The 13227-nt window shown below is 74.1% G+C and carries 11 protein-coding genes; 10 read left to right on the top strand and 1 reads right to left on the bottom strand.

Annotated elements, in window-relative coordinates; translation table 11 throughout:
- Positions 1-61 precede the first annotated feature (61 nt).
- The 8 genes from AB0K34_RS30160 to metK all read left to right on the top strand — a co-directional run bounded on the left by AB0K34_RS30160 (position 62) and on the right by metK (position 7408).
- Positions 62-949: a dihydroorotate dehydrogenase electron transfer subunit gene (locus tag AB0K34_RS30160; RefSeq protein WP_138637543.1), complete on the top strand. Its 888-nt coding sequence runs from the start codon at positions 62-64 to the stop codon at positions 947-949.
- On the top strand, positions 946-1926 hold the full coding sequence (locus AB0K34_RS30165; protein WP_138637542.1) for a dihydroorotate dehydrogenase: 981 nt from the start codon (positions 946-948) through the stop codon (positions 1924-1926). Before AB0K34_RS30160 ends, AB0K34_RS30165 begins: the two co-directional genes overlap by 4 nt.
- Positions 1923-2624, top strand: a complete 702-nt coding sequence (gene pyrF, locus AB0K34_RS30170) for an orotidine-5'-phosphate decarboxylase (RefSeq protein ID WP_301176950.1) — start codon at positions 1923-1925, stop codon at positions 2622-2624. The genes AB0K34_RS30165 and pyrF overlap by 4 nt, the downstream gene beginning before the upstream one ends.
- Positions 2625-3393: 769 nt before the next feature.
- Positions 3394-3720 carry an integration host factor, actinobacterial type gene (gene mihF / locus AB0K34_RS30175; protein WP_026405770.1) on the top strand — a complete coding sequence of 109 codons (327 nt, stop codon included), beginning with the start codon at positions 3394-3396 and terminating at the stop codon, positions 3718-3720.
- 94 nt (positions 3721-3814) lie between these two features.
- Positions 3815-4402 carry a guanylate kinase gene (gene gmk / locus AB0K34_RS30180; RefSeq protein ID WP_138637552.1) on the top strand — a complete coding sequence of 196 codons (588 nt, stop codon included), beginning with the start codon at positions 3815-3817 and terminating at the stop codon, positions 4400-4402.
- A 26-nt stretch (positions 4403-4428) separates the two neighbouring features.
- On the top strand, positions 4429-4683 hold the full coding sequence (rpoZ, locus tag AB0K34_RS30185; protein ID WP_021597645.1) for a DNA-directed RNA polymerase subunit omega: 255 nt from the start codon (positions 4429-4431) through the stop codon (positions 4681-4683).
- 131 nt (positions 4684-4814) lie between these two features.
- Complete coding sequence (gene coaBC, locus AB0K34_RS30190; RefSeq protein WP_301176949.1) at positions 4815-6035, top strand: bifunctional phosphopantothenoylcysteine decarboxylase/phosphopantothenate--cysteine ligase CoaBC; 1221 nt, start codon at positions 4815-4817, stop codon at positions 6033-6035.
- 179 nt (positions 6036-6214) lie between these two features.
- A complete protein-coding gene (metK, locus tag AB0K34_RS30195) occupies positions 6215-7408 on the top strand; it encodes a methionine adenosyltransferase (RefSeq protein WP_138637539.1) in 1194 nt (397 codons plus the stop codon).
- A 55-nt stretch (positions 7409-7463) separates the two neighbouring features.
- On the opposite strand, the gene AB0K34_RS30200 is transcribed toward metK, so the two are convergent.
- Positions 7464-9014: an MFS transporter gene (locus AB0K34_RS30200; protein ID WP_364552321.1), complete on the bottom strand. Its 1551-nt coding sequence runs from the start codon at positions 9012-9014 to the stop codon at positions 7464-7466.
- Positions 9015-9272: 258 nt separating this feature from the next.
- On the opposite strand from AB0K34_RS30200, the gene AB0K34_RS30205 reads away from it, so the two are divergent.
- Positions 9273-11396, top strand: coding sequence for a primosomal protein N' (locus AB0K34_RS30205; RefSeq protein WP_364552323.1), 2124 nt, complete (start codon positions 9273-9275; stop codon positions 11394-11396).
- Between the two features lie 16 nt (positions 11397-11412).
- Entirely contained in the window at positions 11413-13221 is a 1809-nt protein-coding gene (locus AB0K34_RS30210; protein WP_364552324.1) for a hypothetical protein, read from the top strand.
- Positions 13222-13227 lie beyond the last annotated feature (6 nt).

The raw sequence follows: 13227 nt of genomic DNA on the forward strand, positions 1-13227 counted from the left end.
GGGCCGGGCGGCGGCAGCCTCCGCCCGGCCCGCCCGGCGCACGACGAGAAGAGGGAGACGGGTGTCCGACACGCCGGTGCAGACGTCGGCGACGGTGCTGACGGTCCGCCAGGTGCAGGACTACCACGCGATGACGCTGGTGGCCCCGGCCATCGCCGAGCGGTTCCGGCCCGGCCAGTTCGTGGCGCTCGCCGTCGGCGGCGAGCACACGTCCCGCCTGGTCCGCCGCTGCTTCGGCGTCCACGAGGTCAAGTCCGACTACGGCGGCACCGTCGAGCTGGTGTTCGCCGACACCGAGCCCGGCACCGGCTGGCTCGCCGGCCGCCGCTCCCGCGACCAGATCGACCTCGTCGGCCCGCTCGGCCGCCCGTTCCGGCTGCCCCGCGACCCCGTGACCTGCCTGCTGGTCGCCGGCGGGCCGGGCGGCGCGGCCGTGTTCGCGCTCGCCGACACCCTGCTGCGGCGCGGCTGCCAGGTGCACTTCGTGCTCGGCGGGCCGTCCGCCCGGCAGGTGTTCGGCTCCCGGATGGCGCAGCGGATCGGCGACAGCTCCACCGTCGCCACCGAGGACGGCTCGATGGGGGAGAAGGGCACCGTCCGCGACGTGCTGCCCCGCGTCATCGAGGAGACCGGCGCGGACGTCGTCTACGGCTGCGGCCCGACGAGCCTGCTGCGCTCGGTCACCCAGGTCGCCGGCGACTTCGGCCTCCCCTCCCAGGTCTCGGTCGAGGAGTTCCTGCAGCAGACGGGCGCGTGCGGCATCGGCGTGTGCATGACGTGCATGCTCCCCGTCCACGGCGACGACGGCGTGACCCGCATGGTCCGCGCCTGCGCCGACGGGCCCGTCCTGCGCGGCGACCGGGTCCGGTGGGGCGACCTCGGCACCATCCCGTTCGACGCGCTCGGCGCGCCGCGCGTCCTGAACGTCACCGAGGGGGGCTCGCAATGAGCGACAGGGTCAGGACCGCACTCGGGCCCCTGGAGCTGCCCAACCCCGTCATGACGGCCGCCGGGTGCGGCGGGACGGGGCGGGAGCTCGCCCAGTTCTTCGACATCTCCCGCCTTGGCGCGTTCGTCACCACGTCCGTCATGCCGCAAGCGCGCGCGGGACGTCCCACGCCGCGCGTGACCGAGACGCCCAGCGGCCTCCTCACCGCCATGGGCCTCCCAGGCCCCGGCGTGGAGACGTTCCTCGAACGCGACCTCCCGTGGCTCATCGAGCAGGACGCCCGCACGATCGTCTCCGTGGCGGGCAACAGCGTCGAGGAGTACGGCGAGATGGCCCGCCGCCTGCGGGGCGTCCCCGGCGTCGCCGCGATCGAGGTCAACGTCGCCTGCCGCAACGCCGAGGACCGCGGGCGCGTGTTCGGCTGGCACCCGGCCGCCGCGGCGTCCGTCGTCCGGGCCGTCCGCGACCACGCCCGGCCCGGCGTCCCGGTCTTCGCCAAGCTCGCCCCGGACGTCACCGACATCGTCACGATCGCGCTCGCCTGCGCGGACGCGGGCGCCGACGGCCTCACCCTGATCAACACCATGGACGCCATGGCGATCGACACCGGGACGCTCCGGCCCGCCCTCACCGGCGTGTCGGGCGGCCTGTCCGGGCCCGCGGTCCGGCCCATCGCGGTCCGCTGCGTCTACCAGGTGCACGCCGCGCTGCCCAGCACCCCCATCATCGGCGTCGGCGGCATCGCCACCGGCCTGGACGCCCTGGAGTTCATCCTCGCCGGCGCCTCCGCCGTGGCCGTCGGCACCGCCGTGTTCCACGACCCCCTGGCCGGCCCCCGCGTCCTGCGCGAGCTGGAGGAGGCGCTCGCGGCCCGCCGCATCGGCCGCCTCGCCGACGCCGTCGGGCTCGCGCACAAGCCCGCCGGGTACGTGCCGCCCCAGGTGCGCCCGCAAGAGCCCGAGAAGGAGAAACTGTGACCGCCCCCATCGCCGTCGCGCTGGACGCGCCCGATCTGGAGACGGCCGCGCGCTGGGCCACCCTGGTCACGCCGCACGTCTCCACCGTCAAGGTGGGCCTGGAGCTCTACCTGCGGTACGGGCCGGACGTCATCGCCAGCGTCCGCGGCGCGAGCCGCGTGCAGGTCTTCCTCGACCTCAAGCTCCACGACATCCCCGCGACGGTCCGCGGCGCCGCCCGCGCCGTGGCGCGGCTCAAGCCGGCCTACCTGACCGTGCACGCCGCCGGCGGGCCCGCGATGATCCGCGCGGCGGTCGAGGCCGCCCCCAGCACGTCGATCGCCGCGGTGACGGTCCTGACGTCGCTGGGCGACGCCGACCTCGCCGCGCTGGGCCTGTCCGGGCCCGCGCCGGACGCCGTCCGCCGGCTCGCCGCGCTCGCGGTCGAGGCGGGCGCGCAGGCCCTGGTCTGCTCCCCGCAGGAGGCCGCGGCGGTACGCGCCGAGGTCGGCCCCGGCATCACGCTGATCACTCCCGGTGTCCGCCCGGCCGGCGCCGCCACCCAGGACCAGGCCCGCGTGGCGACCCCGGAGGAGGCCCTGGCCGCGGGCGCCGACCTGCTGGTCATCGGCCGCCCCATCACCGGCGCCCCCGACCCCGGTGCCGCCGCGGCGGCCATCGCGGCCGCGCTGCGGCGCACCTCCGCCGACGTCCGCTGACGTCCGCCGATACGGCGTGCCGCGCCGATTGCGGTGACCGCGGACGCATGAGCAGAACTGCATTCCGCGAAAGTTTCGAGGCGTTCTCAGCCGGGTGGGATCGCACATTGTGGTTTTAGTCGCATGCGAATGGCGGGGACGGAGTGTTCGCATTGCGAGTACGTGCCGAACGAGGAACTCGTTCACGCGGAGTGGCGATTCACCGGGCGGGAAGCCCCCGGCGGGTCGTCCGGTCGTTCCGCGTCCATGTGGGCGCCCTGGCGGCGGGCGGGGAGCTGAGTGGGGTGGCGCGGCCCTCCGAGCGGGAGACGATCTTGGCGGGGTCGGGTGTTGTCGAGGATGACAGTAACGGTGCCGCCGCGACGTGCGGAACGTCCCGGCGTGACGAGAGTCACTCGGTCGGGATCGGTTGTGGGAGACCTCACAGGGGGCGGCGGAGGGCGGTCGCGGACGCCCGCCGGGCGGGCCGGCGGAGCGCGGCGGGACGGCCCCGAGGGGGCCCGAACCGCTGCGACATAAGGGTACCGAGTGCCGCATTTGGGGTCAGATTGGGGGGATTTTCACGATCATGCGAAAGTCCCAGCAAGGCGCGGGGATGGGCCGCGGACCCCTCCAGATTGGGTACACTCTGTATTCAGGACACTCCGGGGAGTGATTTTCGTGAATTTGTGGTGGGCTAAACGGCACTTCACGTTGCCTTATGGGCGGTGAACTCGCTAGTTTCCCAACCCGTCCGACTCCGTCGAGTGGAAACCTGAGGTGACCCGGCGTGGCTCTTCCGCCCCTAACCCCCGAACAGCGCGCCGCAGCCCTGGAGAAGGCTGCCAAGGCTCGCAAGGAGCGGGCCGAGGTTAAGAACCGGCTCAAGCACGGGGGAACCTCGCTCGCCGAGGTTCTCAAAGAGGGTCAGTCCGACGACGTCATCGGAAAGATGAAGGTGTCGGCCCTCCTGGAATCACTGCCCGGTGTGGGCAAGGTCCGTGCGAAGCAGATCATGGAGCGCCTGGGCATCGCCGAGTCCCGCCGTGTGCGGGGCCTCGGCGCCAACCAGCGTGCCTCCCTGGAGCGTGAGTTCGGCGGAAGTGCGAACCGCTGACGCGCGACTCACGGGCGGGCGCGGCGGTCAGGCCGCCGCGGCCGGCCCGGGGCGACCCGGCGCCGGCTCCATCCCGTCCGGCTCCGGCGCACCCATTCCTGCGCCGGAAGGCTCCAGCACGCATGGCCCGCTCGCGCGGCGGCTGACGGTCCTCTCCGGGCCGTCGGGCGTCGGCAAGAGCACGGTCGTCGCCGAGATCCGGCGCTCGCACCCGCAGGTGTGGCTGTCGGTCTCGGTGACCACCCGGGCCCCCCGCCCGGGTGAGACCGATGGTGTGCAGTACTTCTTCGTCGACGACGCCGGTTTCGACCGGCTCGTCGCCGAGGGGGAGCTCCTCGAATGGGCCGAGTTCGCGGGGAACCGCTACGGCACCCCGCGCCGGCCCGTCGAGGAGCGCCTCGCACGCGGCGAACCGGTGCTCCTGGAGATCGACCTGCAGGGCGCCCGGCAGGTCCGCCGGTCCATGGCGCAGGCGCGGCTGGTCTTCCTCGCGCCGCCGAGCTGGGAGGAGCTGGTCCGCCGGCTCACCGGCCGCGGCACCGAGCCGCCGGACGTCATCGAGCGCCGCCTCGACGCGGCCCGCGTGGAGCTCGCCGCCGAGAAGGAGTTCGATGTGACGCTCGTCAACACGTCCGTCCAGGACGTGTGCGATGAGCTGCTAACCTTGATGGCTGTTCGGTAAGCGACCTACCAGTGGAAGGCCACCGAGTGGCAGCCAGCAACGAGGGCATCACCAACCCGTCGATCGACGAGCTCCTGGAGGTCGTCGACACCAAGTACGGCCTCGTGAGCATCGCGGCCAAGCGCGCCCGGCAGATCAACGCCTACTACGCCCAGCTGGGCGAGGGCCTGCTGGAGTACGTCGGCCCGCTCGTCGAGACCCAGGTGCAGGAGAAGCCGCTGTCGATCGCGCTCCGCGAGACGCGCGAGGGCCTCCTGAACGCCGAGCCCATCGAGGGCTAGCGGACCCGTGGCCGCCGATGCCGCCCGTCGGCGTCGCGGCGCGGCCGCCTCCGCCGCCGCCCGCAGGGCCCGCCGGGGGGCACCTGACCCCCGCCGCAGGCGCTCCGGGCGCGCGATGGGATCGTGACTGCATGACCTCCCGAAAGCCGCGCGTCGTCCTCGGCGTGAGCGCGGGCATCGCCGCGTACAAGGTGTGCGAGCTGCTGCGGCGGCTCACCGAGTCCGGCCACGACGTCACCGTGGTCCCGACCGCCGACGCCCTGCGGTTCGTCGGCGAGCCCACCTGGGCCGCCCTGTCGGGCAACCCGGTGTCCCCGCAGGTCTGGGACGGCGTCGCCGAGGTGCCGCACGTCCGGCTCGGCCAGGGCGCCGACCTGGTGTTCGTCGCGCCCGCCACCGCCGACCTGCTCGCGCGGGCCGCGCAGGGCCTGGCCGACGACCTGCTCACCAACACCCTGCTCACCGCCCGCTGCCCGGTCGTGTTCGCGCCCGCGATGCACACCGAGATGTGGGAGCACCCCGCGACCCGCGCCAACGTGGCGACGCTGCGGTCCCGGGGCGCGATCGTGGTGGAGCCCGCGTCCGGGCGGCTCACCGGCAAGGACACCGGCCCCGGCCGGCTGCCCGACCCGGCCGAGCTGTTCGAGGTCGCGCGGCACGTGCTGGCCCGCGGCGCCGGCGGCCGCGACCTGGCCGGGCGGCGCATCGTGGTCTCCGCGGGCGGCACCCGGGAGCCGATCGACCCCGTCCGCTTCATCGGGAACCGCTCCTCCGGTCTGCAGGGCTACGCGCTCGCCCGCACCGCCGTGGCGCGCGGCGCCCGCGTGACGCTCGTCGCGGCGAACGTCGCCCTGCCCGACCCCGCGGGCGCCGAGGTCGTCGCCGTCGGAACGGCGGAGGAGATGCACAAGGCCGTCATCGCGGCCGCCGCCGACGCGGACGCGGTCGTGATGGCCGCCGCCGTCGCCGACTTCCGGCCGGCCGGCTACCGGGGCTCGAAGATCAAGAAGGCGGAGGGCGCGGAGCCGGAGCCGATCCGGCTCGTCAAGAACCCCGACATCCTGGCCGAGCTCGGGCGCGAGCGCCGCCCCGGGCAGGTGATCGTGGGCTTCGCCGCCGAGACCGACGACGTCCTCGCCAACGGCCGCGCCAAGCTCGCCCGCAAGGGCAGCGACCTGCTCGTCGTCAACCAGGTCGGCGAGAACCTGACCTTCGGGCGCCCCGACAACGAGGCGGTGATCCTCGGCGCGGACGGCTCGCACACCGAGGTGCCGCGCGGTGCGAAGGACGCCCTCGCCGAGGTCGTCTGGGACCTCGTCGCCGCCCGCCTGGACCCGTTGCCCGCGGATTGATCGGAGGCCGCCCGGCTCGACCGAGTCACTACCGGCGCCCGAGGGTGATCCGGCTAGACTGCGGGCCTACCACTTGGACACCGCCCACTTGGACAACGCGCGGGGGACGTCCCCGCCGAACTCGATGACATATCCGTCCTGCGACGTCAGTCAGCAGCCGCTGCAAGGAGTTCACGTACGTGTCTCGCCGCCTGTTCACCTCCGAGTCAGTGACCGAAGGACACCCGGACAAGATCGCGGACCAGATCAGCGACGCGATCCTCGACTCGATGCTCAAGGACGACCCGAAGAGCCGGGTCGCCGTCGAGACGTTGATCACGACCGGCCAGGTGCACGTGGCCGGTGAGGTCACCACCGAGACCTATGTGGACATCCCCGGCGTGATCCGGGAGAAGATCCTCGAGATCGGCTACGACTCGTCCAAGAAGGGCTTCGACGGGCACTCCTGCGGCGTGTCGGTGTCCATCGGCGCGCAGTCGCCCGACATCGCGCAGGGCGTCGACGACGCCTACGAGACCCGCGAGGGCGAGGGCGTCGACGACCTGGACCGGCAGGGCGCCGGCGACCAGGGCCTGATGTTCGGCTACGCCACCAGCGAGACGCCCGAGCTGATGCCGCTGCCGATCACGCTGGCGCACCGGCTCGCGCAGCGGCTGTCGGCGGTCCGCAAGAGCGGCGACGTCCCCTACCTGCGCCCGGACGGCAAGACCCAGGTGACCATCGAGTACGACGGCGACCGCGGCGTCCGCCTCGACACCGTCGTGGTGTCCAGCCAGCACGCTCCCGACATCGACCTGAAGGAGCTGCTCGCCCCGGACGTGAAGGAGCACGTGGTCGACCCGGTGCTCGCCCAGTTCGACCTCGACACCGACGGGTACCGGCTGCTGGTCAACCCGACCGGCCGCTTCGAGATCGGCGGCCCGATGGGCGACGCCGGCCTCACCGGCCGCAAGATCATCGTCGACACCTACGGCGGCATGGCCCGGCACGGCGGCGGCGCGTTCTCCGGCAAGGACCCGTCCAAGGTCGACCGGTCCGCCGCGTACGCGATGCGCTGGGTCGCCAAGAACATCGTCGCCGCGCAGCTCGCCGACCGCGCCGAGGTGCAGGTCGCGTACGCGATCGGCAAGGCGCACCCGGTCGGGGTGTTCGTGGAGACGTTCGGCACCGAGAAGGTCGCCCCCGAGAAGATCGAGAAGGCCGTCGACGAGGTGTTCGACCTGCGTCCGGCCGCGATCGTCCGCGACCTGGACCTGCTCCGCCCGATCTACTCGCAGACCGCCGCCTACGGCCACTTCGGCCGGTCGGAGCCCGACTTCTCCTGGGAGTCGACCGACCGCGCCAAGGACCTGGCCTCCGCCGCGGGTCTCTGATCCGGCACGCGAAGAGGGCCCCGGGGCGTCCCCGGGGCCCTCTTCGCGTGCTCGGTCAGGAGGGGCAGTGGTTGCCGCGGTGCAGGCCGTAGCGGGCCGCGATGGTGTAGCGGCCGGGCTCCCGGGCCGTCAGCCGCACGAAGTCGCCCTCGCGGGCCAGGCAGGCGTCCCCGCCCGTGGCGCTCAGCCAGGGCGACCAGGAGACCCGCATGAGCACGGACCCCTTGGACGGCATGTCGACGACGAGTTCGCCCGCGGTGAGTTCGTGGACGGACGCGGGGCGGTCGACCAGCGGTGTCGGGGCGGCGACGCGGAACAGGCGCCAGTGCTCGTCCCGCCAGACCTCCGTCAGGTACGGCTGGCCCTTCTCCACCAGGGCGGCCTCTTCCTGCGCGGACCAGTCGACCTCCTGCTCGGGCAGGACTACGTACTGCACGGACCACTCGTGCAGCCAGTCTCGGTAGGAGTCGGCCGTCAGCGCGCCGTCCTCGTAGAACAGCTTGTGGCGCTCGGCGTCGACCTGGCGGTTCCAGCCGCGCGCCAGCACGAAGTGGCGGCTGAGGCCGGCCGACTCCCAGTGGGAGCGCAGCGGCACGACCTCGATGCGGGCCTTGCCTGCGCCGAGGGCGTCGAGTTCGGCGACGAGGCCGCGCGCGTGCGCGGCGGCGGCCGCCGCGGGCTCGGTGTGGATCAGGTCGTCGACGGGCTTCACGACCTGCCAGGACGCGGTGACGATGAACGCCAGTGACAGCACCGCGATGCGGACCCGGCCGTGCGCGCGCGCCACCGCCGACAGCAGGAACATGCCGCCGAACAGCAGCGCCAGGCGCTCGACGTTGCTGCCGACGGGGGAGGGGATCAGCCAGGTCAGCAGGATCCCGGCGAGGTAGACGCCGGCGCCGACGCGCACGAACGTCCAGCTCTTCGGGGCGCAGAGCAGGATCGCGATGACGCTGGTGATGGCGGGCAGCACGATGGCGGTGAGCGAGATCGGCTGGACGCCGCTGAAGGGGAACAGCAGGCTCGTCGTCCCCACCACGACGGGGAGGCCGACGGCGAGGCAGACGCCCGCGCGGCGGCGCCCGGTCAGGAACAGCGCGGCGGCCAGCACCAGCAGGAACAGCCCGGCGACGGGGCTCGCGAGGGAGGCCAGGACGCCGAGACCCACCATGCCGCCGGCGCGCAGGGCGGGCGTGCCGCGCGGGGTGAACGCCACGATCGTCGCCATGAGCGCGAACAGCAGCCCCAGGCTGAAGGTGACGCGCCCAGAGGCGGTGTTGCACGACAGCGCGAACGCGGCCCACAGCGACGCGGGCAGTGCCACCGGGGCGCGGAACTTCTTGAGCAGATACGCGGTCAGGGTCGCCGACAGCGTGCCCGTCACCACCGCGACCGTGCGGATGCCGAACAGCGCCATCAGGTACGGCGACAGGACGCTGTAGGACACCGGGTGCATCCCGCCGTACCAGGCGAAGCTGTAGGCGGCGCCGGGGTGCTTCCAGGCGAAGTCGGTCCACGCGGCCTGGGCCGCGAGGTCGCCCCCCTCGGTCGCCAGGGCGAGCGCCCAGACCAGGTGGAGGACCGCGGCGGCGGCCGTGGCCGCCACCACCGGGTGGCGTGCCCGCCTCTTCCACTTCTTCCAGTCGGGCCGGGAAAGTGCGGGACGGCGCGGCGATCCAGGCGGGACCGGGGCGTCCGCCCGCTCTCGAGTATGCGCTGTGGTCACTTCGCCTGCACGGGCTCGTCGGACGGCGGGGGCGCGGAGGGGGCGGCGGGCAATGGGCCGGCGGGCGCGCGCCCGTTCAAACGGGTCAACCCTAGCGTGCCCGTCCGGCTGTCGGGTCGATCTGGTAGGACGGGGAGCGTGACGAAGGACGGCGGGGGGACGGACCTGATCCCGGGGCTGGACGACCTTCCCCGGGCTCCTGCCGGCAAGCCCGACAAGCCCGGCAAGCCGAAGAAGACGGGCAGGTCAGGCGGGCGGAAGGGGGCGCGGAGCCCGGCCGGCGAGCTGCCCGTGGCGCGGATCGCGGTCGACATGTCGCTGCCGCACCTCGACCGGCCGTTCGACTACCTCGTGCCCGCCGAGCTGGACGCCCGGGCGGTGCCGGGGTGCCGGGTGCGGGTCAGGTTCGCCGGTCAGCTCGTCGACGGGTTCCTGCTGGAGCGCGCCGCCGAGAGCGGCCACGACGGCACGCTGCTGTACCTGGAGCGGGTGACCTCGTCCGAGGCCGTCCTGACGCCGGAGATCGCCGCGCTGGCCCGTGAGGTGGCCGACCGGTACGCGGGCACGTTCGCGGACGTCCTGCGGCTGGCGGTCCCGCCCCGGCACGCCCGGGTGGAGGCCGAGGCCGTGCCCGAGCCGGAGGAGGCCGGCTCCGAAGCGGAGGCCAGCTCCGAGGTGGAGGCCGGCTCCGACGACCCCGGCGTGTGGGGGGACTATCCGGCCGGCCCGTCGTTCTTGGGCGCGCTCGCCGACGGCAGGGCGCCGCGTGCCGTCTGGACCGCCCTGCCAGGGCCCGGTTGGGCAGCCGCAATAGCGCGCGCCGTCGCGGCCACATTGAGCAGTGGGCGCGGTGTGATCGTCGTGGTGGCCGATGGGCGCGACGTGGCGCGCGTGGACACCGCCCTCAAGGCCGAGTTGGGGGAGGGCCTGCACGTCGCCCTGACGGCTGAACTCGGCCCCGCCGAGCGGTACCGCAGGTGGCTCGCCGTCCTGCGCGGCAGGGCGCGGGCGGTCGTCGGCACTCGCGCGGCCATGTTCGCGCCCGTCGCCGACCTCGGCCTCGTCGTGCTGTGGGACGACGGTGACGACGTCCACGCCGAACCCCACGCTCCCTACCCGCACCCCCGCGACGTCCTCGCGCTGCGTGCGCACAGGGCGAACGCGGGCGCGCTCATCGGCGGGTTCACCCGGACCACCGACGCCACCCAGCTGGTGGAGACCGGGTGGGCGCACGCACTTGCCGCCAGCCGTGATGGCGTCCGGGCGGCGATGCCCCGCGTCCGCTACGTGGGGGAGGACGCGCAACTCGCGCGCGACGCCGCCGCCCGCACGGCGCGCCTGCCGAACGTCGCGTTCGAGGCCGCCCGGAGCGCCCTTGAGGACGGGCCCGTCCTCGTGCAGGTGCCGAGGCGCGGCTACGTCCCCGGCATCGCGTGCGGACGGTGCCGGGAGCCGGCCCGGTGCCAGGCGTGCCAGGGGCCGCTGGCGCTGGCGTCGTCCCATGCCGCTCCCTACTGCCGGTGGTGCGGGCGCATCGCGGGCGACTGGCACTGCCTCGAATGCGGCTTCTTCCAGGTGCGGGCCGTCGTGGTGGGCGCGAAACGCACGGCGGAGGAACTCGGCAGGGCGTTCCCCGGCGTCCCCGTACGCACGTCCGGGCGCGACGCGATACTCGAACGGGTCGGCCCAGAGCGTGCTCTGGTGGTGTCCACGCCGGGGGCGGAACCGCCTGCGGACGAGGGCTACCGGGCCGCGCTGCTGCTGGACGGCTGGGTCCTGCTGGGCCGCCCCGACCTGCGCGCCGGCGAGGAGGCGCTGCGCCGCTGGATGAACGCGGCGTCGCTGGTCCGCCCGCAGGGGCCGGTCATCGTGGCAGCCGAAGGGTCGCTGCCGGCCGTGCAGGCGCTCGTCCGCTGGGATCCGGCGACGTACGCGGAGCGCGAGCTGGCCGAGCGGAGGGAGGCGGGGTTCCCGCCCGCCGCGCGGATGGCGTCGCTCACCGGCTCCCCGGCCGCGATCCGGGAGCTTCTGGGCGATGCCAGGCTGCCGGAGGGGGCGGAGGTGCTCGGGCCGGTGCCGGTGCCCGTCCCCGCGGCGCAGGCGGGAACAGGCGTCCAGGAGAAGGAGCGCGCGCTGATACGCGTGTCCCGTCCCGCAGGACACGCCCTGGCGCGCGCGCTGAAGGAAGCCCAGGGTGTGCGCAGTGCACGTAAAGCCACGGAGACCGTACGCGTGCAGATCGACCCCCTGGAGCTGATCTGACCAATAGGGTTCTCGGGTGGGCGACAACTGGGTGGAGAGCACCGCCGGCGACCTGCGGCGGTGGGCGGACGAACGCGGCGAGGCGCTAGACGAGCAGGGGGTCCGCATCCTGCTCGGCCTGGCGCGCGAGGAGATGGGCCTCGCGGGGCCCGGCGAGCTGACCCCGGAGGGGGTCCGCGCGCTGCTGCTGGAGGTCTTCCCCGAGAACGTGGTCGCCGGGAGCGACGACGTCCCCACCGTCCTGGACGCCTTCCGCAAGATCGTCGGCCATCTGGGCGACACCGGCGCGGTCGCCGCGCCGGACGCCGCCGCGCTGGCCGCGGAGATCGACCGGACGGGGCCCGAGTTCGCCGAGGTCGTGGCCGCCGTCGACAGCGAGGAGCGGCAGGCCGCCGCCGAGGTGATCGGCGGGCTGATGCAGGCCGACGGGGTCTCGCTGGACGACCAGGAGGCCGTCGACGCGTGGGTGCGCGCGTTCGAGGAGCTGCCGGAGTCCGAGCGCTACGCCCGCACCGAGGAGTACCTGCGGCTGGCGGGCGAGCTGGTCGTCCCGCCGGTGCGGCAGGCGCCCCGGGACGCGGTGGCCGCCGCCGCGCGCGCCTCCCGCCTGACCGGGGCGGTCCTGGCCCTGGCCGACTGGACGGGCGAGCGCGCCCTCACCGAGCACGACACGCTCACCGACGAGGACATCGAGGCCGCCGAGGCGGCCTTGGGGCTGGAGGTCCCGCGCCGCCACGGGCAGATGGAGGACGAGGGCGAGCTGGAGCGCCTGTGGTGGGCCGCCGTCGAGGCCGACGTCATCACGGCCGAGAACGGCCGCGCCGCCCCAGGCCCGGCCCTCGCCCGCCTCAGGTCCGAGGACGACGAGGAGTTCCTCGCCGCCTGGCTGCCGCTGTTCGAGTCGATGGTGGTGCCCGGCCACGACTACGCGGACGGCCTGGACGCGGTGGAACTCGTCCAGAACGAGATGACCGGCGTCCTCATCCACCTGTACGAGCAGGAGGGGCCGACGGAGCCGGAGATCCTGGCCGGGGCGCTGCTCGGCCATGTCGAGGAGGCGTACGACCTCTCCGACGCCGAGGCCATGGGCGCCCTCGTCCGGGACGCGGTCCACCTGGAGCTGGCGACCCTGCGGGACTGGGGGATCGTCGAGCCGTCCGGCGAGGGGCGGGCGCTGACGCCGCTCGGCGTGTGGGCCGTCCGGGAGCTGCTGCTGGCGGACGGGTTCACCGCCCCCGTCATCGGCGAGCTGGCCGGTGCCCGCGCGTCCGAGCTGATCGCCGGGCTCACCTGGTACCGGCCCGACGCCGCCGACGAGGAGATCGACGGCTGGCTGGCCGCCCACGACCCGAAGGACGCCGCCGCCGACCTGCTGGACGTCATGCGCACAGGCGGACCGGGCGCCCGCAACCTCGCCGCGGCCGTCCTGCACCGGATCGGGCCGGAGGCCGCGGGCGTGGTCCGCGCCGCGCAGGAGCATCCGCTGGTGTCGCCCTACGCCGCGCTCTGGCTGAACGCCGTCGGCGACCCGGCCGGGCGGGAGCTGGCCCGCGAGGAGTACCTGTGGGTGTTCGTCGACACCGTCGCCGGGATGCTGGAGACCGCCGAACCGTCGGAGGCGGTCGAGGCGGCCCTCATCGACGCGCCGCCTGAGGCGGAGATGAAGGACATGGTCGACGACCTGTGGCGCACCGAGCATCCGGGGGCGGCCGACGTCCTGGAGGCGTTGGGCGCGCACCACCCCGACAAGGCGACCGCCAAGGCCGCGCGTACCGCCGCCTACAAGGCGCGCTCGGCGCGCCAAGGGGCGCACCGCGGCGTGTGAATCACC

This window comes from Actinomadura sp. NPDC049382 (genome assembly GCF_040677125.1).
Lineage (GTDB): Bacteria > Actinomycetota > Actinomycetes > Streptosporangiales > Streptosporangiaceae > Spirillospora > Spirillospora geliboluensis.